The following is a 25,833-nucleotide window of genomic DNA, read 5'->3' as shown; positions in this document are numbered from 1 at the left end:
TTTCATTGAAAAATTCCGCTTTCAATCCAGAAAAGAGTACCACGCTTTAAGCAAATTGTAAATAATATTCACTTAATTTTTATAAATCTGCTAGATTTTCTTCTAATCATCAACGCTTACGGTATCTCTCTTACGCTCAAATTGTGAATCCCAAGGAAAGCGAAACGAGCCGCCTAAATTCTAGGTTGGCTCGTAATATATTACGCAAACTTAAAAGTTATTCACTTTTTTCAGTTTCTGTTTTATTTACATATTGTTCTACGTACTCTTGATGTTGTTCATAGGTCTCTGCAAAGTAAACATTCCCAGTTGAGATATCCGCAACAAAGTACAGGTAGTTATTTGGTACTGGATTTAACACAGCGTTGATTGCTTGCTCACTAGGACTATCGAATGGTCCTGGACCGTATCCGGTATTTTTGTACAGATTGTACGGTGAGTCTACTTCTAAATCTTTATATGTGACCAATTCTTTATGTTCACCTAATGCGTATAAAATAGAAATATCTGATTGCAATGGCATATTAGCCGCAATTCGATTAAAGAACACTTGAGCAATTTTTTTGCGGTCTTCTTCTTTCACGCCTTCTTTTTCTACCAATGACGCAAGTGTTAATACTTGTTGAATCGTCATTCCTTTTGCATGAACCATTGGGATAAACGGTTCAATCACGCTGTTAGACTTCGCAATCATCTGATCCACAAAATCTTCTAGTTTTGCTTCTTTGTAATAGTCATATGTTGCTGGGAATAAATACCCTTCAAAGCGATAACGAACATCTTTTGCTTCAGCAGCACTTGTTAGTAACTCCGGATATTTTTCCTTCATCGTGTCGAAGAATGCTTGATCTTTCATCAGCTCAATAAATTGATCCTTCTTAAAATTAGTGTTTTTTTCGATGGCATCACCGATTTTGTCAATATCAAAGCCTTCTGGAATCGTTACTTTTCCATCTGCAAGCTGAGTTGGTTCCGCGGTTCCACCTTCTCTTAAAAGTGCACCGATCTCATCTAACGTCATGTCTGGTGACATTTGGTAATAACCTGCTTGAAAATCCGTTAGATTTTTAAATTTCGCATAGTAATTGAATACCATCCCGCTTTTGATGACTTTACTGTCTTCTAAAATGTTGGCGATTTTCTTATTCGACGAATCCTCTGGAATGTGTACTTGAACTAATTTACTATCCTTTTGGTCAAGTGGTTGTAAGCCAGCATTGACATACTTATAGAAAGTAAACCCAAAAATGGCTATCACTAATAACAACACAGAGGCAACAATCAAGACAATGCGGCTGACAATGCGGTCTTCTTTTTTTCTAATTCGTTTATCGGAATTATCTTCTTTAGGGCTCCGTGTACTCCCAAGCTGCGACTGTTCTTCCGACGAATCTGATCGTCTTGTCTGATGTTCTGCACTGCGCGAGCCAACTGATTCCATCTCATCCCGTTTTATCGGGTCTTCTTGAGTATCTGGTTGAGAACGGTACGTTCTATTATATTCTGCTTCGTTATGCTGTGATACGTTCTGAGCATTGTGTTCAGAAGAAGCTGAATCATCATTCTCTATTTCTTCTCCCCGCAAAGAACGCAAGACCTGATCTTTGAATGAAGCGTTGGAATGATCTTGATTATTTTGGTTATCTTCTGCCAAAACAAATCCTCCTTACTTTCTATGTATCTTGTTTAACTTTTACCATTATACATGAAAGCTTTTTAAATTTAAACTTTTTTAGAGAAACGTCACTAACTTGTAAGATTTGATTTCTTTCTAAAATCAACTAAATAGACTGAGAACTTGTGTCCTCAGCCTTGAAAAAAAACAATTATTAAGCACTAAACTTAACCATTCTACTATAATTATAAGGTTGATTAAAGTGGCGTAAGAAGAAAATATCGAGTAATTTAGTTTAGTGATTGTCACTTTTTCTAAAATTGCCAGTGAGAACCCATGGAGTCCCATTGAGATATCTTCAAATGACACCATCTGCGTACCAATGATACGGCGCGAGTCCTCTTCGTATACGATTCGATTTGACGCCCTCCCTATACTGCTTTTCCCGCAGCGTTTCCTGCATGATTAGCACCCACAATAACTGTTTTTATTTTGCTCATAAAGCGTTCCTATTCGTGCTATATTGAACTTAATTACGCCAAATAAGAAGGCTTTCTTTTTAGTTTCTCATGATAATCTTCTCTACATCTTTTGGCGTTATAGCTAAATAATCAGCACCCGTTGATTCCAATTCTACTTGATCTCCAAATCCATACAACACACCCATGCACGCTAATTCATTTTCTTTTGCGCCTATCATATCATGGCTGCGATCACCAATCATCAATGTTTCATTTAAATTCGTGATACCTGCTGATTGGAGGGCATATCGTATGACATCCCCTTTTTTTGAACGCCCACTATCTAAACTTGCTCCATAAATCCCAACAAAATAATGATCTAAATCAAAGTGAGTCAAGATTTGCTTGGCGTAGATTTCTGGTTTAGATGTTGCAATATAAAGAGCGCAGCCAGCTTGTTTTAAATCAGCTAGTACTTCGACAATCCCCTCATATAGGTGATTTTCATACATTCCTTTGGATTGATAATAGTCACGGTAATAACTTACTGCCTGCTCTGAAGTATGACGATCAAAATGACAAACCGTTTTAAATGAGTCAATTAAAGGCGGTCCGATAAAAGAATATAACTCTCGCTGTTCCGGTACATTTACATTCATTTTTTTTAAAGCATAAAGAACCGAGTTGATGATCCCTTCTCCGGAATCTGTGATGGTTCCATCTAAGTCAAACAAAATTGTTTTATACTGCATAGATGTCTCACTTTCTATTGTTTTATCTTGTTTTTTTAAATTAGAAACAGAAATATGGATCCATTTTACTTTTCATGAACATCTCCAGTATTAATCACTGGTTGGGTGCCTTTATCTGTAATGATCGAAACGAGTAGATTGTTGATTAATTGAACTTTCCGATCGTCAGTAAAGTTGATTTCTTGTCCATCTTCTATTTGTTCCAAAGCCATTTGAGTCATCGAAACTGCTCCTTCAACAATGATTTGTCTTGCTGAAAGAATCGCTTTTGCTTGTTGCCTTTGCAGCATAGCACTAGCAATTTCAGTCGCATAGGCTAAATGGTTTAAACGGGTTTCAATGACTTCTACTCCAGCAACAGCTAAACGTTCTTGCAATTCTTTCGCCATTTCTTCTGAAACTTCGGTTGTATTTCCTCGTAGAGTCAAATCATCCTCATTAAACGTATCGTAGGGATATTGTGTTGCAATGTGACGAATCGCCGTTTCACTTTGGATTTCTATAAAATCTTGATAGCGGTCCACATCAAATAGGGCTTTCGCGGTATCAACTACTTTAAATACAACAACTGCAGAAATTTCGACAGGATTTCCGTCTGAATCATTTACTTTTAATAGTGAGCTATTAAAATTTCGGACTTTCAAGGAAACATTAATTTTTTGCGTTAAAGGTGTTGTCACAAATAAGCCATTCTCTTTAATGGTGCCTAAGTATTGACCAAAAAACAAGATTGCTTTTGCTTGATTCGGACTAACTATTGTTAAAGAACTCAGAAATAAAGCTGAAATCACCCACAACACCAAACCAATTGCAATCATACCAAAACTTTCGATTGTCACTCCAGTATAAGTACAGTACCCGCCAATTATAATTAAGCTAACCAACACGACTAATGCAGCATAGCCATTCACATGAAATGTTTTTTTCTCTTTCATGATTTCCCCTCACTTTCTTTTTCCAGTTATTATTCTTATACTACTCTTCTTTGTTCCTTCCATCAATAGTTAAAAAGGATAAAACAGTTGCTTAATTATTAGTTTAGATGTAAACTTACTTTTAGTAAGTAAATTTCATAACAAACAATTGGAGGTTTTATATTATGCATACACAAATTCGTGGAATTCATCATGTTACAGCAATGACATCTAGCGCAGAAAAAATCTATCGCTTTTTTACAGACACTTTAGGGTTGCGCTTGATCAAAAAAACAGTTAATCAAGACGATATCCAAACCTACCATCTCTTTTTTGCTGATGATCTTGGATCAGCCGGTACTGACATGACCTTTTTTGATTTCCCAGGTATTCCACAAGGAACCAAAGGAACCAATTCTATTTCTCGCACATCTTTCCGTGTTAAAAGCGATGCTTCTTTAGATTTTTGGGTCGATCGTTTTAATGAGCATCGAATCGACCACGGCGAAATAAAACAACGTTTTGGAAAAAAATACCTAGAATTTGAAGATTTCGATAAACAACAATATCAATTGATTTCTGATGAGAATAATTATGGCGTAGCTAGCGGGACGCCTTGGGAAAAAACAGATGTTGTAGCTGAACATGCGCTGATTGGATTGGGGCCTGTTTTTGTCACTGTAGCAGATTTTGAACATATGCAACGAGTTTTAGTCGAGGTATTGGGATTTAAGCTAGTTGACGCGGAAGGAAGTTTCCATTTATTTGAGGTAGGTGAAGGGGGCAATGGTGGCAGTATCATTGTTGAACATCGAGACGATCTTCCAGAAGCACAAGAAGGCTTTGGGAATGTTCATCATTTAGCTCTTCGCGTCGCGGATCAAGATGCTTTACGTTTTTGGATCAATAAAATCAATCAACTTCAATTTCCTAACTCTGGCTTTGTTGAACGTTTTTATTTTAAATCTGATTATTTTAGAGCCGCTCCACATATTTTATTTGAATTAGCAACCGATGGACCTGGTTTCTTAGAAGATGAAACCTATGAAGCCGCCGGAGAAAAATTATCTTTACCACCGTTTTTAGAAGGAAAAAGAAAAGAAATCGAAGAATTTGTCAGACCCTTTGATACTTCTGATGCGAATAAAATTCGTCAATAATTAGGAAATGGAGAAGCCATATGTTGCATTATTCAACTAAGCATTTATCAGCAAAGCAATCGTATAAATTTCTATCAGGCAGCATCATTCCACGCCCAATCGCATGGGTAACCACATTGAATAAGGTTCATGATACGGTAAATGCCGCACCATTTAGTTTTTTTAACGCTGCAGCTTCTGACATTCCATTAGTCACCTTATCGATTCTTAGGCGAAATGGCGAAATAAAAGATACTGCCAGAAATATTATAGAAACAAATGAATTGGTGATTCACTTGGTTAATGACCAAGTAGTTGAATCCATGAATCAAACAGCCGCTTCTTTGAAGTCAGACCAAAGTGAAATCATCGTCAACAAATTAGACACAACAACAAGTAAAACGGTTAAGGTTCCTGGAATTACGGCTGCACCTATTCGTATGGAAGCGAGATTACATCAATATGTTCCAGTGAAAAATCATGATGACCAGATTATCACTGATTTGTTTATCATTGAAATAACCGATTTTTATTTTGATGAAGCTGTATTTGATCAAGAAAGCGAGTATATCCTACCAGAAACCTTTAATCCGATTGCTCGTTTGGCTGGTAATACGTATGCTCATATTAGCAACTTATTTGATTTAAAAAGACCAAATTAAGGAGCCTGGGACATAACTAAAAACGTTATGTTTCAGGCTCTTAGTAACCGAATAAACGGTGGGCGCAGAAGCAACTCCTTCGGAAATAAGCCGAAATTGCTGTAAAACACAACAAGGAACAAGTTGATGTTGCACAGTACCTACTTGGTCACAAAGATTTGAAGAGCAATTTTCGTAAATCCCTTCTTATTTCTCGGAGTTAAACACTTCTGCCCCAACCTCTATTATGATATGCCTTTTTCTGGTCGTAAATCTACGATTGGGACATTTCCGTCCAAAACACCACTAGGACTTTTTAACTTAAATACTTGTAATCGAGGATCTACTTCTAAGATCATCTCTTCATCTAAATATCGTTTGGAATAATCCTTGATATAAATAGCTCCCATATCTGAATCTACAGTTAAACCAAAATCAGATTTATCCTGTACTTGATCCAATACCAATAAACGAAAACTTGTATCAAGAGAACAAACACCCATTTTAGAATAGTTACCCACACCATCATCTAAATCCAAAATAATCACTGCTTTACTTTCGATGTAAGGTGTCAATTTTACCTGCGCTTCATTACTGATTTTTAAATACATCTTTGCTTCGCCTCTTTCTTAAAGAATACGTCTGTGATTGATAAGTGCCAGTAAATGGTTTGGACTAGAATTGCTTTCTATTCTAATCGCGCATAATTTCCAGCAGCAAATTCTTTCGACAATGTCACGTAATGCTGGGCATTTTCTTTATTTTTCCGAATTTCTTCTCTGGTTAACGGACGAATAACTTTCGCTGGTCGCCCAAATGCTAAAACGTTTGGCGGAATCTCTGTTCCTTCTGTGACTAAGGAACCTGCACCTATTAAACTATTCTTTCCAATCACCGCATGGTTCAGCACCGTTGAACTCATACCAATCAAGGCACCCTCTTCTATTGTACAACCATGTAGCATACAGTGATGACCAATCGTTACGTTTTCACCAATAACAACTGCAGCATCTTGATCGACATGGATCACTGTCCCGTCCTGCACATTACTTCCTGCATTGATCGTAATCGAATTGTTATCGCCTCTAAGGACAGATTGAAACCAAATACTAGTATCTTTAGCCAGCACCACATTCCCGTAAACATCGGCACTTGCCGCAATAAAATATTCTGTTGTCATCCTATTCACCTCTTCTACTAACTTCAGTATAACAAATTTAACTCAATTACGTAGTTGAAAAGTCTTCTTTGTATCAATAAAAAAAGAGGATAAGATATGACTCTACGAGTCACATCTCACCCTCTTTTGATTAATCGTAATCGCCATCTTCTGCAAATTGGCTATTATATAGTTTCTCATAGAAACCGCCTTGCTCTAATAGCTCATTGTGAGTTCCTTTTTCAATGATTTCACCTTGGTTCATCACCAAAATCAAATCAGCTTCACGAATCGTTGATAGACGGTGAGCAATTACAAAGCTTGTGCGCCCTTCCATCACTCGCTCCATCGCTTTTTGAATCAAGGCTTCTAAACGAGTATCTACAGAACTTGTCGCTTCATCTAAAATAAGGATTCTTGGATCGGAAATCACTGCTCTGGCAATCGTCAGTAATTGTTTTTGTCCTAGAGAAACATTATCTCCTTCAGAATTGATTTCCATCTCATACCCATCTGGCATTGTCCGGATAAAATGATCAACATTGGCCGTCTTCGCTGCATCAACTATTTCATAATCCGTCGCATCTAATTTACCAAAACGAATATTATCAGCAATCGTACCTTCGTATAACCAAGCATCTTGTAAGACCATACCAAAAACTGAACGAACATCACTGCGATCCATTTTTTTCGTATCGATACCGTCAATTTTGATAGCTCCTTCATTGACATCATAAAAACGCATCAGTAAATTAATCAAGGTTGTTTTACCCGCTCCAGTTGGTCCTACGATTGCAACAGTCTGTCCTGCTTGGACTTCAAAGTTCAAGTTCCTAATCAATGGTTTCGCTGGATCATAGCTAAAGCTGACATTATCAAATTGAACCGATCCTTGCACATTTTCCGGTAATGGGATATCTTGTTCATTTAATTCTTCTTCCGGCTCATCTAAAATTTCAAAGACACGGGTAGTCGCCGCTGAAGCACTTTGTAACGCCGCTGACAATTGTGTGATATTCCCCATTGGCTGACTAATCTGCCAAATGTATTGGATGAACGCTTGTAATTGTCCAACTACGATAGCACCTGTAATCACATAGTAACTACCTAACACAGCCATACCGATATACGTACCATATGCTGTCATCTGAACCAGCGGCAACATCAATCCTGAAATAAACGTTGCTTTAAAGCCAAAGCTATTCAGATTGTGATTGACGTTTTTAAACCCTTGTAACGTTTCTTTTTCACGTCCATACAGTTTTAAAACGCTAAAACCAGTCATATTTTCCTGAACATATCCATTTAGATTTCCAAGTGCATTTTGCATACCTTGGAAGTATTTTTGTGAAATACCGACAATCGTTTTTGAAATAAATAATGATAATGGAATCATGATGATCGAAATCAATGCCATCAGCCAATTGATATAAAACATCATCACAACAGCCATCACAATACCTAAAATAGCTGAAACGATATTGATGAAACTTTGCTGCATCGCATTACTCACAGCATCTACATCATTAGTCACGCGAGACAAAATGTTTCCTTGTTGATTTTTGTCAAAATAAGAAACAGGTAATCGGTTGATTTTTTCATCGATATCTCGACGCAAATCTCGCATTGAATGTTGAACAACTGTTGCCATCAAAAATCCTGACAAAAATTGTGCCCCACAATACCCAAGCCCTACAATCAGTATCCAAATTAGGCATTTGATGATATAGGCGTAATTCAACCCATTTCCAGCAGCAACATTTTTACTGATTTCTGTTATGGGCAACCCTGAAACATATGGCATTGCAGCATTAAAGGCCACAGTTAAAACAGTAAAGATAATCACTAAAATAAAAGTTCCTTTGTAAGGATTGATGTATCTGCCTAAACGTCTAATAGAAGAGAGTGCGTTTTTCATGCTAATTCCTCCTCTGACAATTGAGAAGCAGCAATATCATAATAGATAGGGCAATTCTCAAGTAATTCACGATGGGTACCCATGCCAACGACATCCCCTTCGTTTAAAACGATAATTTTATCTGCATGCATAATCGTTCCAACTCGTTGTGCGACAATCAAAACAGTTGATTCGGTCGTTTCTTTTTTCAAACGAGCTCTTAACTTCGCATCAGTTTGATAATCTAGCGCTGAAAAACTATCATCAAATATATAAACTTCTGGGCGACGAATCACAGCTCTAGCGATTGCCAAACGTTGTTTTTGACCACCAGAGAAATTAGTTCCACCTTCTGAAAGAAGTTCATCATATCCGTCAGGCTTTTGTGAAATAAATTCTGTCGCTTGTGCGATATCTGCTGCTAATTCCATTTCTTCGATCGTCGCATCTTCTTTCCCATATCGCATATTTTCCGCGATCGTTCCTGTAAATAGCAACGCTTTTTGTGGAATATAACCGATTTTATTACGTAATGCACTCAATTTATAATCACGTACATCTACTCCATCGAGAAGTACTTCTCCTTCTGAAACATCATAAAAGCGTGGAATCAGTTGGATCAAAGTAGATTTCCCACTCCCAGTACTCCCGATAAATGCAACAGTTTCACCAGGGGAAGCTGTAAAGCTAACGTTACGAATCACTGGACTTTCTGAGTGTCCAGGGTATGCAAATGTAACGTTTTTAAATTCTAAATAGCCTTTTGTTTTTGTTTCTGTAACGCCTGCTTCATTTTCACGAATCACAGGTTCCATATCGAATGCTTCTTGAATTCGGCGAGCTGAAACAGCCGCACGAGGATACATCATAAACACGCTAGCAAATAACATAAATGAGAAAAGAGCATGAAAAATATATTCGATAAACGCAATCAAATCCCCAACTAACAAACTGCCTTGGTCGATTTGAAGTGCACCATTCCAAATAATCAACACCATCACAATATTGAACAGGAAGAAAAATCCTGGTTGTGCTGCTGCCATCAAACGGAATAGGCTTTTTGAGCTTTTAGTATAGTCTTCATTGACTTTACTAAAACGACTTTCTTCGAACTTCTCATTGACAAACGCACGAATCACTCGTAACCCAGAAAGATTTTCTCTTAAAATACTATTGATTCCGTCTAAGTTTTTTTGTTGTTTGTTTGATAACGGTTCAGATATTTTAGCAATCAATACCACTGCTGCCAAAAGAAATGGCAAGGCTCCTAAAACGAACCATCCTAAAGATGGGCTTGTCCGCATAACCATATATAAGCTGACAATAAACATCATCGGAGTCATGAACCCAATCCGTAAAATATTTCCCATAAACAACATGATTTGGTACGCATCATTCGTTGTTCTGGTAATCAATGATGATACACCAATCGTTTCATATTCACGATGGGAAAAAGTCTGTACTTTTTCAAATAAATCATCCCGAATATCACGAACAATATTCGTTGTCATTCGTGCGCCAAAATACCCCAACATGATATTCATAACTACACCGACAACTGTGATTCCAATCATCAATAACCCTTGCTGTTTTACATAGTCAAAGTCATTATTTTTGATCCCAACGTCGATCATTCGTGCCAAAATCGTTGGTAAGCCTAGTTCTATCAATATAAATCCAAAAACACAAATGAAATCTAAAAACAATAATTTCTTATATCTCATCGTGTAACGCCACATCAATTTCAATCAATCATCTCCCATTTCAATTTTTGATCCAGTGCTTTCACTATAGCATAAAACTAACAGCTAGGTAAATTATATTTAAGTGAAATTTGAACACTTTTTAGTAGAATAATAAACAGGACTATTTTTGCTATGGTATAATAGTAATTACTTTAATTTCAGTACTAAAATCAGGTGAAAGTGATGGAAATAAATCAATGAAAAAAATGCTTTATATTTCTTTAGGCTGTCTCACATTTGGATTGGGTACAATAGGGATTTTTCTGCCGATTTTGCCTACAGCGATTTTTTATATTTTGACCGCTTTTTTCTGGATGCGTAGCTCTGACTATTTATATACAAAATTTATTAAATCGAGCTATTATCAAAAATATATCCAAGAATCTATTGTAGAAAAAAAGATTACGCCTTTAGGTCGAGTAAAGTTATTCACAACGTTGTTTGTGGTTTTTGCAATTCCTTGTGTCATCGTCCGTAATCCATTCATGACGATTACCTTAGCCATTGTCTTTTTGTTGCATCTAATTGGTCTAAATTTGTATTTCAATAAAAAGAACGCTATACCAACAAAAGAACCGATTGAATAATCATCTTTTCTTTAAACTAATAGTTCTGTTTCTATACTTATTTACTCTTTTGTGATAAAATACGATTAATTGTTGTACAACACAACACAATGGACGGTTGAAAGAAAGTGCAGTTTCCATAAAACAAGTAAAGTGAAGCAAAGTCGAGGCTTCATTTCATCATTAACGACTGTTTTTGATGCCAATTGTTTTTAAGGTGGACAACCACCTCATTTTGTTGTGTTCAAAAATTACAGTAAGAAATAATAAAAATAAATCATTAACTGCATTAGCAGATAAAGGAGAAAAAACATATGATATATAAAGTTTATTACCAAGAAACAAAAGTAAGAAACCCAAAAAGAGAAGATACAAAATCTATTTATGTTGAGGCAGAGAGCGATGTTATCGTGCGTCAACAAGTTGAAGAAAATACCCCATACAATATTGAATACATTCAAGCGCTTGATGAAAATCACTTAGCTTATGAACAAGAGCACGCGGAATTCTCTTTAACGGAGTTTTAATATGAAAGTAAATATTAAAAATAATGAAACCGGCGTTTTTGCAATAGGCGGTTTGGGCGAGATCGGAAAGAACACTTATGGGGTTCAATTTCAAGATGAAATCATCATTATTGATGCGGGAATCAAATTTCCAGAAGATGATTTGCTTGGGATAGACTATGTTATTCCAGATTACAGCTACATCGTTCAAAATCTGCATAAAGTCAAGGCGTTAGTTATCACTCATGGACACGAAGATCATATCGGTGGTGTACCTTATTTACTACGTCAAGCAAATATACCGATTTACGCTGGACCATTGGCATTAGCTTTGATCACCAACAAATTAGATGAACATGGTTTATTACGAGATGCTGAACTTCATGAAATCAATGAAGATACTGTAATTCGTTTCCGTAAAACAGCGATTAGTTTTTTTAGAACAACCCATAGTATCCCAGACGCTTTAGGTGTCGTTGTGAAGACACCTTCAGGTAATATCGTAGCAACAGGTGACTTTAAGTTTGACTTTACCCCAGTTGGTGAACCTGCGAACTTACACCGCATGGCAAAATTAGGAGAAGAAGGCGTTCTATGTCTGCTTTCTGATAGTACAAATGCAGAGATCCCAACGTTTACGAAATCAGAAAAAACGATTGGTTCTTCTATTCTAAAGATTTTTGAAAAAATCGAAGGAAGAATTATCTTTGCCAGTTTTGCTTCCAACATTTTCCGTCTTCAACAAGCTGCTGATGCTGCTGTGGCAACTGGACGTAAGATAGCTGTGTTTGGTCGCAGTATGGAAAATGCGATTGTTAACGGTGAACACTTAGGCTATATCAATGTACCTAAAGGAACGTTTGTGGATGCAAGTGAGTTAAACCAACTACCTGCTGGCGAAACGATGATTTTATGTACAGGATCCCAAGGTGAACCGATGGCTGCCCTAAGCCGAATTGCTAACGGAACGCACCGTCAGATTTCAGTACAACCTGGAGATACAGTGATCTTTTCAAGCTCACCGATCCCTGGAAATACAACAAGCGTCAACCGTCTGATCAACTTGCTTTCTGAAGCAGGTGCTGAAGTTATTCACGGAAAGATCAATAATATCCATACTTCTGGCCATGGTGGTCAAGAAGAACAAAAACTAATGTTAAGTTTAATGAAACCTAAATATTTTGTCCCCGTTCATGGTGAATTTAGAATGTTAAAAATTCATGCTTCCTTAGCTCAAGATGTTGGCGTTCCTGCTGAAAATTGTTTCATCATGGAAAATGGCGATGTGCTAGCTTTAACAGCGGATGATGCGCGTATTGCTGGGCACTTCAATGCCAACGATGTTTACGTGGATGGTAATGGCGTCGGTGATATCGGTAATGTGGTCTTACGCGATCGTCGAATTCTATCTGAAGAAGGATTAGTCTTAGCAGTAGCGACCGTAGATATTAAAAATAAAGAAATTCTAGCGGGGCCAGATATTTTATCTCGCGGATTTGTCTATATGCGAGAATCAGGCGAAATGATTCATGAAGGACAACGTTTATTGTTCAATGCAATCCGCGAAGCATTAAGAGATGAACAGTGTACAGAAGCGAAATTGTGTGATGCGATTTCGGCTGCGTTACAGCCATTCTTGTTTGAAAAGACAGAACGTCATCCCATGATTTTACCAATGATCATGACTTCATGAGTTTGACTACCAAAAAAGCAACAGATGGATTTTTATCCGTCCGTTGCTTTTTTATCATTATACTGTAATATTTACCACTAAAACATTGGCTTTTGTGTGATTCACAACATAAGATGTCGTTGATCCAACCATCAGTCGTTCAAACCCATTTAAACCTGTTCTGCCTATTACAATTAGGTCGATCGGTTCTTTTGATTCTGTAAACTCAGCAATCAAAGTTTTCGGATAACCGTACATTACATAGGTAAAAACGTCAGATACTCCTAGTTCAAGAGCTTTTGACTCTCTTATTTTCATTTTGGCTTCTTCTTTTGTACGAATATCTTCCATCAAGTTTCCCATCGATAAGGTCAGTTCGCCAAAGTAATTTCCCGTCTCTTCTATAACAGACAAAATATTTAAGGTAGCACCATTTCGTTTGGCTATTTTTATCGCTTCTTGGAACGCATTTTCAGACTGCTCAGAACCATCTACCGCAACTAAAATATTCTTGTAGGTCTCTTCCATGATAAAAACCTCCTTCTTGGTACCTTCATTATACTACGTAAAAAGGCTTTCAACAAAAATACTGCCAAATCAAAAACTTTCTTCTTTACACTGATAAAAAGCCGTGTTATAGTAATCATGGAATTTCGTTATCAGATATCGTTGCCTTTCATAAGAATCAAGAAAGGAGAATTATTATGACATTTGGTAATAAAGTATTAAAATACCGTGTAGCGCTTGATACAGAGAAAAATTTGTTTATGGCTATCGATGCAAATAACCAAGCAAATATTGCTTATGGTATCACGATTACACAAGCAGTAAAAGAATTGAAAAAATCTATTTAAGGAGTTATCAACCTAAATGAACGATTCAAGTTCTAATACGATTTAAAGGCATCCAGTGAATGGTAAATCACGGATGCCTTTTTTGTTTTCTTAATTCTTTACTGACTATTCCAATCTTCTTTTAGTAGAATAGTCATTTTGGGTAATTGAGATAAATCATTATCAAGCTGACTACTAGCAATACAAAGCCAAATGCGCCTAGTGGAATCACCATACCGTTCCATGCTTTTTTATTAGTAAAGGCTCGCCAACGATAAAGAATACTTGCTAATCCAAGAAATGCCCAGGATACAAAAAAGATTATTAAAGAAATATTTAACATGTTTACCACCTCTTACTAAATAGTCTACAACTTCTAGTAGAAAAAGATAGTAACAAAAATGTAAGAACTCACTAAGTTCAAACGGAATAGGCTCCCCCATCAAGCGAATGACACTTCTCTTCTTCCGTTCACTAAGTATTGTGCATCTTCAGCTCTGCAATCAGTCACTGTGTTTGACAAATCAAAACCTCCAGTGAGAACTGGAGGTTTGCTCTTCGGCTGAAAGCCTCTTTTACCGGACACGGCCTGAAAGGCCTTCTGAGCGGATCTCCCTTGCGCACCACTTCTTCTCGCTGATTCTTAAAGAATTTCATTTTTTATTTTTTGCTATTTTTATTACCTGTGAACGGATCATACTCCTCAAACAACGTCAGCTGATCTGCTATATGATCTTCCTGAACTTGATTGCGTATATATTCTTCTATTTGTTTTTTGTTTCGGCCAACGGTATCGACATAATAGCCACGACACCAAAACTTACGATTGCCGTATCGATACTTTAAATTCGCATGTCTATCGAAAATCATTAAACTACTTTTTCCTTTTAGGTAACCGATAAAACCCGAGACACTTAATTTCGGTGGAATACTGACCAACAAATGAATGTGATCTCAACATGCATTTGCCTCGATGATGTCGACGCCTTTTCTTTCACATAAAAGTCGAATGATTTCTCCGATACTTTTCTTGTATTTGCCATAAATGATTTGGCGACGGTATTTTGGCGCAAAGACGATGTGATACTTACATTTCCATACGGTGTGTGATAAACTTTGATTGTCCTTTTTCATAAAGGAACCTCCTTTAATGTTGATGATACGGTCGGGAAACCTATATCAGTTTAACATTTTAGGGGGCTTTTTTATTACCTCGCTGGAAGCTCTATGGAACCACCCGCATAGCAGGTGGTTTTCAGAACACACAATAAAAAAACACTTAGCAAATTTGCTAAGTGTTTTGGAATGGATTGATTAGTTTTTTACAACGTTAACTGCTTGAGGTCCACGATCTGAATCTTCAACGTCGAAGCTTACTGATTGTCCTTCTTCGATTGTTTTGAAGCCTTCACCTTGAATTGCTGAGAAATGTACGAATACATCGCTACCGTCTTCGCGAGAGATAAATCCAAATCCTTTTTCTGCGTTAAACCATTTTACTGTTCCTTGTTCCATTCTGTTGTTCCTCCTCGTGCTTAAGCACTAAATATTGTAACATTGCTCGTGTACGATAGAGGGTTTTAAAATTAAAACTTCTATATTGTCCCAAACAAGATTACACATATATTGTACATGCGAACCTTTATTTTTGCAAGAAATCTAGCTAGTCTACCGCAAAAAAATTTTCTTCTCTCATGCTGATGTAAACTTGTTCTCCGATGATAATGTGATCTAAAACTTCGATTCCCATCATCTTTCCACACTCTTGCATTCTTTGCGTAAAATGAATGTCACTTTCTGACGGCGTTGGATTGCCAGATGGATGATTATGGGCAAGGATCAAGCGTGCCGCAGAACATTTAACAGCGCTACGGAAGACTTCTCTTGGGTGTGCAACACTTTGGTTCAAGGATCCTTTAAAAACTGTTTCTTGTTTGATTACTTCATTTTTAGTATTTAAATACAAACAGACTAAATGTTCCTGCTGAAAATCTTGTAGTTCATAAATTAAATTTTGCGCGATTTGATAACTGGAAGAAACCTTGCCAAATTTCATCTGGGTACTTTGCTGGATACGATAACCAAACTCGATGGCTGCTCTTAGCTCAATCGCTTTGACTCGGCCAATACCTTTGATTTCCATCATTTCGGTGAGTGTCGCATTTTTAAGTTCAAATAAATGATTAAAATAATTTAAAAAATTTGACGCTACTTTCATCACATTCATATTCTTGGAACCTGTTCGTAATAAGATTGCCAGTAATTCCTGATTCGATAATGCTTTTTCTCCCACAACTTCGAGCCTTTCTCGAGGCAAACAATCTTCTGGCATCTCTCTGATAAATAGCTTTTCGTCTTTGATCAAAAAAATCACTCCTTAATACGCTTCTACTATAAGATACGCAAAGGAGTGAAGAGTTTATTTTTTTAAATAAGCTGGAACTTGAGTCAAACTCTCAAAAATTTCCAATGTTTTTTCTCTAATTTCGTCGGTGGGTGCTAATAAATCTGGTACCATGATTACTGGAATACCCGCAGCATCAGCCGCTGTTACACCGTGAAACGAGTCTTCAAAAATCAAGGTATTGTCAGCCTTTGTACCCAGACTAGCTAAGGCTTTTCGGAATATTTGTGGGTCTGGTTTTGCTCGAGTCACATCTTCTGCTGAAACAATGCCAGAAAAACGATCTTTAATTCCAGCTCCATCTAATAATAATTCAATTGCCGGGCGAACATTACTTGACGCAACGATTCTTGGAATGTCTTGTTGATCAAGAAAATCAAGTAATTCTAAAACCCCTTCTTTTAAGGGAACTTTCCCCGCTTCAAATACTTGATACGTATCGTCATATGATCGTTGGATAAACTCATCCACTTTTTCCTTACCAAACTCCTTATAGATTCGATGATAGTTCTCTTGTACTTCTTCATCTGACACACCTAAAAACTGTAAGTAAACTTCTTTACTATAGGGAAAATTCATCGCATCTGCTATTTTTTGAGTTGACTGATAATAAATCAGTTCCGTATCAAATAATAAACCATCCATATCAAAAATCACGCCATCAATTTTTTTCATCTTGTCCTCCATTTATAATTATTGATTACCATTTTTTCAAAGTGCTGAACCACGCAAGCCCTTTTTATCGATAATCTACTCCGTATTGCCAGATCCTATATTCAATAATAGTTCACGTACTTGGGAAACAAAATAAAGAGAACCTGTCACTAGCATCAAGTCATCTGCAGACATTTTTTCTAAAATTTCCCCTAAGCCAAATTGCCATAATGAAACAATTTCTGTTTTATCGTCTTCAAAATGTTCCATTTTTGTTAATTCGATTGCGCGTGGATAATCAAATGTCGTTAAATACAAATGAACATTCGGTACTTTTCTTAATAATGCAATCATTTGATCGATATTTTTTGACGATAACGCTGAAAATAAAATATGGATCTCTCGATTTGGAAATTCTTTTTTTAGATTTTCTGCTAGTCGTCGCATCGCATGATCATTGTGCGCACCATCTAAAACAATTAAAGGTTCATCACTGATTTTTTCCATTCTAGCAGGCCACTGGGCTTGAGCCAGACCTTGATACACCGTTCTGTCGGTAAAGTTGATTTGCTGAGTCCTACAATAAAGATAAAACAATTGAATCGCTACTGCCGCATTTTCTACTTGATGACGGCCTAATAACGGAACTTTGACTTTCGGTAATTTGCCCGCTTCCCCATAAAAATCAAAGATTTCACCCCAATTTTTATCTGGACGTTGGTATTCCGCTTTATAGTCTTTGTCATAGCGATAGACTTTGCTTTGTTTTTCAGATGCGACTTCATCGATCACGACAAAAGCCTCTTCTTCAATATTACCTGTTACTACAGGAATCGTATCTTTAATGATCCCAGCTTTTTGAAAGGCTATTTTCTGAAGTGTATCACCTAAAATTTCTGTATGGTCTTTTCCAATTGTAGTGATTGCGGTTAACATTGGTTTCACAACATTCGTACTATCTAACAATCCGCCAAGTCCTACTTCTACAATGGCGATATCAACTTTTTCATCTAGAAAATAGTCAAGTGCCATCACAGTCAACGTTTCAAATTCAGTAATTCCCGCGCTTTCTGGTTGGCGATCCATCTCACTGATTAAGGATTGATATTTCTCTACATACTGGATGATATGATTGTCTGAAATCCCTTTTCCGTTAATGGCAATTCGTTCATTGAACTGTTCGATATAAGGTGAAGTAAAGGTTCCTACGGTGAGTCCTAATTCTTCTAGCATACACCGTAAATAAGTTACAGTAGAGCCTTTTCCATTCGTGCCTGCAATATGTATCGTTGGTACTTTTTCTTCTGGATTACCGACTCGTTTCAATAAGGCTTCCACCCGATCAAGACCGGGTCTCGTTCCAAACGGCAGTCTACTATGAATCCAATCGATTGCTTCTTCTATCGTTAATGACATCTTATCAACTCCTCAGTCTCTATTATATCGAAAGCTGTAGTGCTTTTCACTAATTAACGCTTTTAATTCCGTAAATGAGCGATTGAAGGATAAAAAAATGCGATTGTATAAAAAATCGTAAATAAAATAACTGATTGCTTTTAAATAAATACAGATGTGATAAAATAATTAGACCTATATGTATGAACTGGAAACGGATTCTTTTGCAACAACTCCTAGACCCATGATAAACTAGGTTGTTAGTGTGATATTTCCACAACGTTCGTTAAAAAAAAGTAGTATTGTTGCAGGTAGTTCGCTTGATTTATCAAGATTAATTGAACCTTTATCCTAAAACAGTGACACATTATTAGAATAGAGGAGCAGTATTAACTATGTTAAAAAACAGAAATAATTTATTGATTTGTGGGAGTTTCCTCCTGCCCTTCTTATTGTTGATCATTCTTTGGTCGATTTTAGGTTTAGCACCAATTGGGAATAATAATCTATTGGTCAGTGATTTAGGGACACAGTACATGCCATTTTTAAGCTTATTTAAGCAATTTTTCCAAGGAGATACCTATTCGCTCTATTCTTTCTCTGATGCCCTAGGTGGAACGATTTTACCGCTGAGTGCCTATTATTTACTAAGCCCATTCAATATTTTAGTCTTACTATTCTCTTATGAACAATTACCAATTGCGATTTTGCTGATTATTACGCTCAAAATTTCGTTTATGGGTAGTTCGATGTTCTACTATCTTCAAAAAACATATGCGCAATCCACGATTTCTACGTTACTCTTTTCAACATCCTATAGTTTATGTGGCTTTGTAACGGTTTATTGTTTGAACTTTATGTGGTTGGATGCGTTGATTTTATTTCCTTTACTTATTTTGGGGATTCAGAAATTATGGGACCATCAAAAGTACGCCTTATACTCCGTCACATTATTTCTGAGTATCGTAACAAACTATTATATGGGCTACATGCTATGTATTTTTGCAGTCTTCTATAGTGTGTATTGGTATTATCAAAAAACAGACTCGGCAAAAGAGAAAAGTATTTGGCAGTTTATTAAAGAAGGCCGCTTGTTTTTTGTCACGTCTTTTCTCACTGGCATCAGCACTAGTTTTATTTTAATTCCTGCCGTAGAAGGCATGTTAGCAACGAAAAAGACAAATTTTGATTGGCAGACATTTTTACCAAGACCTAACTTTGGTTTTAATTTTCTTTCACAATTCGGTCTTGGTAGTGTTAATTTCGAGTGGCGCTTGGAGCATTTGCCGACGATTTTTTCTGGCATCTTGATGGTTTTACTCTTTATCGCTTATTTTCAGCTCTCAACTATTTCTAAAAGGGAAAAACGAGGAGCGGCTTTTTTGATCGGGTTTATTTTCTTAAGTTTCTGGCTAGAATTAATTAATACGATTTGGCATATGTTCCAAAGTCCAGCTGGATTTCCTTATCGAAATACGTTTATCTTTAGTTTCTTGGTCATAAAATTTGCTTATGAGGCCTTCCTTAAATTAAAACAAGGTGTAAACCTAAGTCTACGGGTTCCTACTATTTTTTCTATGTTACTCACAATTGGGTATGTCTCTTTAAAGCTTTCAAAAGAAAAAGTATTTCTTTTGTCTGATCATTATTTTATCATCAGTCTGCTTAGTGTTTGGCTAACGTTTGCTTTAGTTGTTTGGATTCAAAAAATGACTGGTACAAAAAAAGGTTGCTTATATGGACTCTTATTTTTAGTCGTCTGCTCTGAGTTAGTCTTTAATTTTTGGATCAGCTTTAAGGATATTCCATTTGGTAACCAAGAAAAATTTGCGCAAACTTATCAGATTCAGAATAAGATCATTTCAGATTTGGAAGAGACAAACCCGAATCTCTTTCGGATAAAACAAACAGTTGATTCAGATGCAGCCGGCTATCATGAAAAAAACAATGGCTACAACAATCCAATTTTATACGGCTATGCAGGTGTTTCAAGTTACACTTCTACATTAGATGCAAAAACGCAAGACACGCTTCAAGCGCTAGGATTGTATCAAAAAAATGACCGTAGAATTGCTTATGTAGATGACTCCAAAGTGATCAATTTACTATTAAACGTGAACTATCAATTAACACCTGAAGTTAAACCTCATCAAAAAAATAGTTCAGGTGATCCTTCAACAAATGTTTACAAAAACGATGAAGCAATCGGTATGGGCTTTTTAGTCCCGCAAGACTTTCATTCGTTTAAGTTAGTGAAGAATCAACCGTTAAAAAATCAAGAAATGATTTTACAGCAGATTCAACAAAACGATGATGCCTATTTTAAGGATACACAAAAAATCGCATGGAGTGAACAAGATGATACACACTACACGCTTACAACAAAAACAACCGCTAATGGTGAACTGTACCTTTATGCACCTGAAATCGATTGGGAAAAAATCACTTCGTTTACAGTAAATGGTGAAAAAATCAAACCTGCTGTTTATATAGCAACCAATCAATTGTTTAACCTTGGTTATTTTGAAAAAGATGATATCGTTAAATTACAACTTGAGTCTAATAAAGAACTTGAGGACAAAACGATCGAACTGAAGACCTTACAACAGGAGTCTTTTGATTCGCTTATTACTAAGCAAAAATCTCAAGCAATCCAAATGAAAGAAGAAGTTTCTGGTACATTGACCGGTGAAATTACTGTAAATAATTCTGAGGGCTCCTTGCTTTACTTAGCCATTCCATATGATAAAAATTGGCAAATCACAGTAGATGGAAAAAAAGTGAAAGCAACATCTGTTTTAGGGAATTTTACTGGAATTGACTTAACATCTGGCAAACATCAAATCACCATGCATTATCAACAACGAAACTTTATCGTGGGCGTTTTTATTAGCATTTCTGTGTTTTTAGGCGTATTATTTTATCAACTATTAAAGCATTTTATAGGTCGAAAATCCAAGTAATATTGAGAGGAAACTGAAGCCATGGGTAGAAAAATTCTGAATCGGGTCATCTATGTACTGCCTATTATAGGTGTTATCTGTTTTGTTGTTCTAGTGATTTACGGTTATTCTAAAGGAATTTTCCATTCCGTTCAGTCTTTGCAAGCTTTTATAAAACAATTCGGTGAAAATGCGGTGTTTATCTTTATCTTTTTGCAAATGGTTCAAGTAATCGTTCCGATTCTTCCTGGAGGAATTTCAACAGTTGTCGGTATGTTGATGTTCGGCAATATTCAAGGATTAGTTTATAGTTATATTGGCCTGATCATCGGCGAAATCATTGTTTACTGGCTAGCTCGTTATTATGGCAAGTCCTTTGCGCGATTGATTTTAACTAAAAAACGTTACTTGACGTTCGAGAAAATGTTGGATCGTCCTGAAAAAGGCATTAAGAAATTAATGATCGTCACATTGCTCGTTCCTTTTGCACCAGACGACTTAGTCTGTTTAGTCGCAGGACTTGCAGACCTTCCTTTTAAAGAGTATATGAAAATTTTACTTGTCTTTAAACTTTGGTCAGTGGCGACTTATGGCTATGCTATTTTGTTCTTGTTTAATCGTTTTTTGATCCAATAGAGGTACAAACAATTGTATAAAATACGTAAAACAGCAAGTTAGAGATGATGCTTGCTGTTTTTTTATGTGCTTTTCCTATCTTTTTTAACTATTATCTAAACACTCCGAAATAAATCGATTCCAAAAGATATATTTTTTAAACTATAAATATGTTATAGTTTACACAAATGTATAAATAAGGAGGTGAAAATATGAAGAAAGAATGGAGAGTCAATGGACTAATCAAAAATGTAACGGATAAAGTCGAAGTAATCGCATTAGACCGGAAAAATAAGGAATTAGAGCGAGCAACTGTGACTATTGAAGAAAAAGCTTATTCTTTGACTGTGAATCCTTACACCTTATATGAAGATACAACAATCACAGGTGGAACTGATTATTTTCATACGCATGTCGCTTTGATGATCAATGGCGAAGAAATCGAACGTAAGTTACTATCTTCAACCAGACAATTTACTTTTGATGTTGAAGGTTTGATTGACTACACAGATGACGAAGTAAAAATCGTTGGTTATCGTTATGAAGATGAAATCACTCGAAATGACTTAGGGATTCAAGAACCTACGGTAGAGATGACACTAAGCCCATACAAAATAGATGATACTTTTGTAACGGGTAAAGTAACAGGCAAGTCCGCTACAACTGTTCGTCTCTATGTAAATAGAAGACGACAACAAACAGTGAAAATAGCCGAAGATGGCACATTTAGCTTATTAGGTGTTGCTATTACCTCACCTACAGATAAAGTTGAGCTAGCTGTATTGAATGATGCTGGTATTGAGATTCAACGATTTACTGTTAAGGTGACGAGCTAGTAATTGAGTGTAAAGAAAAGTGGATCGTTAATCAGATTTTTTTCTGACTAACGATCCACTTCTTTATAATTAATTCACTGTACGCAGTTGCGCAATTCGTTCCTTCACAACCACTTGTTTTTCTAGATAATCTTTTTCTTTTGCTTTCTCAGCTTCTACAACATCATCTGGTGCGTTAGAAACAAAGCGTTCATTCGCTAATTTCCCTTGTACGCGTTTGACTTCTTGCGTCCATTTGTCTAATTCTTTCTCTAAACGGGCAATTTCTTCTTCTACGTTGATCAAACCTGCTAATGGTAAATATAACTCTGCTCCAGTTAGAACCGCTGACATCGCTAGTTCTGGTGCAATGATATCACTTGCAATCGTCAACTCTTCTGGATTACAGAAACGCTCGATATAATTGGTATTGTCGATCAAGAATTTATCCACTGCCTCATCACTTGTTTTGATCAATAATGTGATTGGTTTAGACAGTGGTGTATTCACTTCCGCACGAATATTACGTACTGCGCGAATCACTTCTTTTAAGACTTCCATTCCACGAGCGGCTGTTTCATCTGAAAATTCTTCGTGCACGACAGGATACTCAGCAACAACTAGCGATACACCTTGATGGGGAATGTTTTCCCAAATTTCTTCCGTCACAAATGGCATGATTGGGTGTAGTAAACGTAAAATTTGATCTAGTGTATAGACTAAAATGCTACGTGTTGTTTGTTTTGCCCCTTCATTTTCACCGTACAGAATTTCTTTACTCATTTCAATATACCAATCACAGAAATCATCCCAGATGAAATTGTATAACTGACGACCTGCTTCACCAAATTCAAAGCGGTCAAATAAATCAGTCACACGAGCAACTGTTTCGTTTAGACGCGTTAAGATCCAGCGATCTGCTACGGTTTTCTCCCCACTGAAGTCGATATCTTCATAAGACATACCTTCAACATTCATGATCACAAAACGGCTGGCATTCCAAATTTTATTGATAAAGTTCCAAGATGCATCCATTTTTTCATAACTAAAACGCATATCTTGACCAGGTGTAGAGCCATTGGACATAAACCAACGCAACGCATCTGCCCCGTATTTATCGATGACTTCCATTGGATCGATTCCGTTTCCTAGAGATTTACTCATTTTACGTCCATCTTCTGCTCGGATCAAGCCATGCATCAAGACATTTTTAAATGGTGCTTGTCCTGTAAATTCTAAACTTTGGAACATCATGCGGCTAACCCAGAAGAAAATAATATCGTAGCCTGTTACCAAAGTACTTGTTGGGAAATAACGCTGATAATCAGCTGCTTCTTCATCAGGCCAACCCATTGTTGAAAATGGCCATAATGCTGAACTAAACCATGTATCTAACACATCAGAATCTTGGGTCCAATTCTCTGAATCGGCTGGTGCTTCCATGCCAACATACATTTCGCCTGTTTCTTTATGATACCAAGCAGGAATTTGATGACCCCACCATAATTGACGTGAGATTACCCAGTCGTGGACATTTTCCATCCAACGCAAGAATGTTTGATTAAAGCGTGGTGGATAAAATTCTACTGCATCCTCTGTATCTTGATTTTTGATGGCTTTTTCAGCCAGTGGCGCCATTTTAACAAACCATTGTGTGGATAAACGAGGTTCAACAACGACACCTGTACGCTCTGAATGACCAACACTGTGATTCATTGTTTCAATTTTAATCAGACGACCCATTTCTTTTAGATCAGAAACGATCAATTTACGTGCTGCGAAACGGTCCATCCCTGCATATTTACCTGCTAAATCATTCATAGAACCATCTTCATTCATGACATTCACACGAGGTAAATCATGACGATTACCCACTTCAAAGTCATTTGGATCATGGGCTGGTGTGATTTTTACGACACCTGTTCCAAATTCCATATCTACATACTCATCTGCAATAATCGGGATTTCTTTGTCTACTAATGGCAATGTGACTGTTTTTCCGATCAAGGCTTGATAACGCTCATCATCTGGATGAACAGCAATCGCCGTATCGCCTAACATTGTTTCAGGACGTGTTGTTGCGATTTCCACAACGCCTGTTCCGTCCGTCAGTGGATAACTCATATGATAAAAGGCCCCTTCGATATCTTTGTGGATTACTTCGATATCAGATAAGGCTGTTTTGGCTTTTGGGTCCCAGTTGATGATGTATTCCCCACGGTAAATCAGGTCTTTTTCGTATAAAGAAACGAAGACTTTACGGACAGCTTGAGATAATCCGTCATCTAAAGTAAAACGTTCACGGCTATAATCTAGTGATAACCCCATTTTTGCCCATTGTTCACGTATATGAGAAGCATATTCTTCTTTCCAATCCCAAACTTGCTCAACAAATTTTTCACGACCTAAATCGTAACGAGAAATATCTTGTTCAGCTAATTTTTCTTCAACTTTTGCTTGGGTTGCGATACCTGCGTGATCCATTCCCGGCAGCCATAATGTATCAAAACCTTGCATTCTTTTTTGACGGATGATCATATCTTGTAAAGTGGTGTCCCATGCATGACCTAAATGTAGTTTCCCTGTAACATTTGGCGGTGGAATCACGATTGAATAGGGTTTTGCATCTTTATTGCCGTTTGGTTTGAATAAATCTTGGTCTAGCCATTTTTGATAACGGCCTTGTTCTACTTCTGTAGGTTGGTATTTTGTCGGTAGATTTTTTTCTTCTGACATACGCGTTCCTTCTTTCTGATTCTAATTTAAATGAATGGTGAAACGATAAACTAAGGTAACAACGCTCCTTATAAGTCGCCTTGTACTGTTCAACATCAGATTGCTTCACAATCTATGATGAACATGTAAAAAGCCCTAAAATACTTTCGTATTTTAGGGCGTAAACTTCTGTACGCGGTACCACCTAAATTGTGTCTGACGATTCAGACACCGCTTCATTTGTGAGGTAACGATCACTACTCGAATCATTCTACTCCATTCAAATCATTGACTCCCAAGCTACCTTCTTACTGGTTATGTGAAAATCTTCCACCGATTGATTCTCTCTCTAGAACGATGCCAGTAATACTCCTCTTGTTCATAGTCTTTGAA

22 protein-coding genes, 3 pseudogenes and 1 other annotated feature are annotated in these 25,833 nt (G+C 36.8%); of the genes and pseudogenes, 9 read left to right on the top strand and 16 right to left on the bottom strand.

Features of this window, described 5'->3' with window-relative positions:
- Nucleotides 1-217: 217 nt before the first annotated feature.
- From mltG to IGJ34_RS02940, 4 genes and pseudogenes are all read right to left on the bottom strand, one after another.
- Complete coding sequence (gene mltG, locus IGJ34_RS02955) at nucleotides 218-1,654, bottom strand: endolytic transglycosylase MltG (RefSeq protein ID WP_430598093.1); 1,437 nt, start codon at nucleotides 1,652-1,654, stop codon at nucleotides 218-220.
- 175 nt (nucleotides 1,655-1,829) lie between these two features.
- Nucleotides 1,830-2,032 (bottom strand): annotated as a pseudogene (locus IGJ34_RS02950) (H2O-forming NADH oxidase); the annotation flags it as partial.
- 142 nt (nucleotides 2,033-2,174) lie between these two features.
- A complete protein-coding gene (locus IGJ34_RS02945) occupies nucleotides 2,175-2,828 on the bottom strand; it encodes an HAD family hydrolase (protein WP_430598092.1) in 654 nt (217 codons plus the stop codon).
- 65 nt (nucleotides 2,829-2,893) lie between these two features.
- On the bottom strand, nucleotides 2,894-3,763 hold the full coding sequence (locus IGJ34_RS02940) for an SPFH domain-containing protein (RefSeq protein WP_069653681.1): 870 nt from the start codon (nucleotides 3,761-3,763) through the stop codon (nucleotides 2,894-2,896).
- Nucleotides 3,764-3,927: 164 nt separating this feature from the next.
- Between IGJ34_RS02940 and IGJ34_RS02935 the strand changes: the two genes are divergently transcribed.
- Both IGJ34_RS02935 and IGJ34_RS02930 read left to right on the top strand, forming a co-directional pair.
- A complete protein-coding gene (locus IGJ34_RS02935) occupies nucleotides 3,928-4,902 on the top strand; it encodes a ring-cleaving dioxygenase (RefSeq protein WP_430598091.1) in 975 nt (324 codons plus the stop codon).
- Nucleotides 4,903-4,922: 20 nt separating this feature from the next.
- Entirely contained in the window at nucleotides 4,923-5,543 is a 621-nt protein-coding gene (locus tag IGJ34_RS02930) for a flavin reductase family protein (protein ID WP_430598090.1), read from the top strand.
- 32 nt (nucleotides 5,544-5,575) lie between these two features.
- On the opposite strand, the pseudogene IGJ34_RS02925 reads toward IGJ34_RS02930, so the two are convergent.
- From IGJ34_RS02925 to IGJ34_RS02905, 5 genes and pseudogenes are all read right to left on the bottom strand, one after another.
- A pseudogene (locus IGJ34_RS02925) lies at nucleotides 5,576-5,761 on the bottom strand (hypothetical protein).
- A 6-nt stretch (nucleotides 5,762-5,767) separates the two neighbouring features.
- The gene (locus tag IGJ34_RS02920; RefSeq protein WP_206836021.1) at nucleotides 5,768-6,133 is read right to left on the bottom strand and encodes an iron-sulfur cluster biosynthesis family protein; all 366 of its coding nucleotides are present in this window, start codon (nucleotides 6,131-6,133) and stop codon (nucleotides 5,768-5,770) included.
- A gap of 77 nt (nucleotides 6,134-6,210) precedes the next feature.
- Complete coding sequence (locus IGJ34_RS02915; RefSeq protein ID WP_430598089.1) at nucleotides 6,211-6,702, bottom strand: gamma carbonic anhydrase family protein; 492 nt, start codon at nucleotides 6,700-6,702, stop codon at nucleotides 6,211-6,213.
- Nucleotides 6,703-6,832: 130 nt separating this feature from the next.
- Nucleotides 6,833-8,599, bottom strand: coding sequence for a multidrug efflux ABC transporter subunit EfrB (efrB, locus tag IGJ34_RS02910; RefSeq protein WP_069653676.1), 1,767 nt, complete (start codon nucleotides 8,597-8,599; stop codon nucleotides 6,833-6,835).
- Nucleotides 8,596-10,326 (bottom strand): ABC transporter ATP-binding protein, encoded by a 1,731-nt coding sequence (locus tag IGJ34_RS02905; protein WP_069653675.1) that lies wholly within the window; start codon nucleotides 10,324-10,326, stop codon nucleotides 8,596-8,598. The genes efrB and IGJ34_RS02905 overlap by 4 nt, the downstream gene beginning before the upstream one ends.
- Nucleotides 10,327-10,520: 194 nt before the next feature.
- On the opposite strand from IGJ34_RS02905, the gene IGJ34_RS02900 reads away from it, so the two are divergent.
- From IGJ34_RS02900 to rnjA, 3 genes are all read left to right on the top strand, one after another.
- A complete protein-coding gene (locus IGJ34_RS02900) occupies nucleotides 10,521-10,910 on the top strand; it encodes a YbaN family protein (protein WP_111246894.1) in 390 nt (129 codons plus the stop codon).
- Nucleotides 10,911-11,203: 293 nt separating this feature from the next.
- Nucleotides 11,204-11,416, top strand: coding sequence for a DNA-directed RNA polymerase subunit epsilon (locus tag IGJ34_RS02895; RefSeq protein WP_010760376.1), 213 nt, complete (start codon nucleotides 11,204-11,206; stop codon nucleotides 11,414-11,416).
- Nucleotide 11,417: 1 nt separating this feature from the next.
- The gene (gene rnjA / locus IGJ34_RS02890) at nucleotides 11,418-13,088 is read left to right on the top strand and encodes a ribonuclease J1 (RefSeq protein WP_069653673.1); all 1,671 of its coding nucleotides are present in this window, start codon (nucleotides 11,418-11,420) and stop codon (nucleotides 13,086-13,088) included.
- A gap of 57 nt (nucleotides 13,089-13,145) precedes the next feature.
- Here the strand turns inward: rnjA and IGJ34_RS02885 are convergent, their stop codons facing one another.
- Entirely contained in the window at nucleotides 13,146-13,595 is a 450-nt protein-coding gene (locus IGJ34_RS02885) for a universal stress protein (protein WP_069653672.1), read from the bottom strand.
- A 176-nt stretch (nucleotides 13,596-13,771) separates the two neighbouring features.
- Here IGJ34_RS02885 and IGJ34_RS02880 point away from each other — a divergent pair, with 176 nt between their 5' ends.
- Nucleotides 13,772-13,921 carry a hypothetical protein gene (locus IGJ34_RS02880; protein WP_167351501.1) on the top strand — a complete coding sequence of 50 codons (150 nt, stop codon included), beginning with the start codon at nucleotides 13,772-13,774 and terminating at the stop codon, nucleotides 13,919-13,921.
- 639 nt (nucleotides 13,922-14,560) lie between these two features.
- On the opposite strand, the pseudogene tnpA reads toward IGJ34_RS02880, so the two are convergent.
- The 5 genes and pseudogenes from tnpA to IGJ34_RS02855 all read right to left on the bottom strand — a co-directional run bounded on the left by tnpA (nucleotide 14,561) and on the right by IGJ34_RS02855 (nucleotide 18,374).
- Nucleotides 14,561-15,034, bottom strand: a pseudogene (gene tnpA / locus IGJ34_RS02875) (IS200/IS605 family transposase).
- A gap of 180 nt (nucleotides 15,035-15,214) precedes the next feature.
- Nucleotides 15,215-15,415, bottom strand: coding sequence for a cold-shock protein (locus IGJ34_RS02870; protein WP_010760372.1), 201 nt, complete (start codon nucleotides 15,413-15,415; stop codon nucleotides 15,215-15,217).
- A 148-nt stretch (nucleotides 15,416-15,563) separates the two neighbouring features.
- Nucleotides 15,564-16,232, bottom strand: coding sequence for a RadC family protein (gene radC, locus IGJ34_RS02865; protein WP_069653727.1), 669 nt, complete (start codon nucleotides 16,230-16,232; stop codon nucleotides 15,564-15,566).
- 87 nt (nucleotides 16,233-16,319) lie between these two features.
- Nucleotides 16,320-16,979 (bottom strand): HAD family hydrolase, encoded by a 660-nt coding sequence (locus IGJ34_RS02860; RefSeq protein WP_069653670.1) that lies wholly within the window; start codon nucleotides 16,977-16,979, stop codon nucleotides 16,320-16,322.
- Nucleotides 16,980-17,054: 75 nt separating this feature from the next.
- On the bottom strand, nucleotides 17,055-18,374 hold the full coding sequence (locus IGJ34_RS02855) for a bifunctional folylpolyglutamate synthase/dihydrofolate synthase (protein WP_069653669.1): 1,320 nt from the start codon (nucleotides 18,372-18,374) through the stop codon (nucleotides 17,055-17,057).
- A gap of 374 nt (nucleotides 18,375-18,748) precedes the next feature.
- On the opposite strand from IGJ34_RS02855, the gene IGJ34_RS02850 reads away from it, so the two are divergent.
- The 3 genes from IGJ34_RS02850 (at nucleotide 18,749) to IGJ34_RS02840 (ending at nucleotide 22,746) form a co-directional block, all read left to right on the top strand.
- Complete coding sequence (locus IGJ34_RS02850; protein WP_430598088.1) at nucleotides 18,749-21,316, top strand: YfhO family protein; 2,568 nt, start codon at nucleotides 18,749-18,751, stop codon at nucleotides 21,314-21,316.
- A 21-nt stretch (nucleotides 21,317-21,337) separates the two neighbouring features.
- Entirely contained in the window at nucleotides 21,338-21,931 is a 594-nt protein-coding gene (locus tag IGJ34_RS02845) for a TVP38/TMEM64 family protein (protein WP_430598087.1), read from the top strand.
- Between the two features lie 191 nt (nucleotides 21,932-22,122).
- The gene (locus IGJ34_RS02840) at nucleotides 22,123-22,746 is read left to right on the top strand and encodes an immunoglobulin-like domain-containing protein (RefSeq protein WP_430598086.1); all 624 of its coding nucleotides are present in this window, start codon (nucleotides 22,123-22,125) and stop codon (nucleotides 22,744-22,746) included.
- 69 nt (nucleotides 22,747-22,815) lie between these two features.
- Here the strand turns inward: IGJ34_RS02840 and IGJ34_RS02835 are convergent, their stop codons facing one another.
- A complete protein-coding gene (locus tag IGJ34_RS02835) occupies nucleotides 22,816-25,461 on the bottom strand; it encodes a valine--tRNA ligase (protein ID WP_430598085.1) in 2,646 nt (881 codons plus the stop codon).
- 151 nt (nucleotides 25,462-25,612) lie between these two features.
- Nucleotides 25,613-25,832, bottom strand: a binding site (T-box leader).
- Nucleotide 25,833 lies beyond the last annotated feature (1 nt).

It is taken from the genome of Enterococcus sp. AZ177 (genome assembly GCF_050544585.1).
Taxonomy (GTDB): Bacteria; Bacillota; Bacilli; order Lactobacillales; family Enterococcaceae; genus Enterococcus_L; species Enterococcus_L plantarum.
The sequence above is the reverse complement of the archived record's forward strand: the minus strand, read 5'-3'. Positions and strand labels throughout refer to the sequence as shown.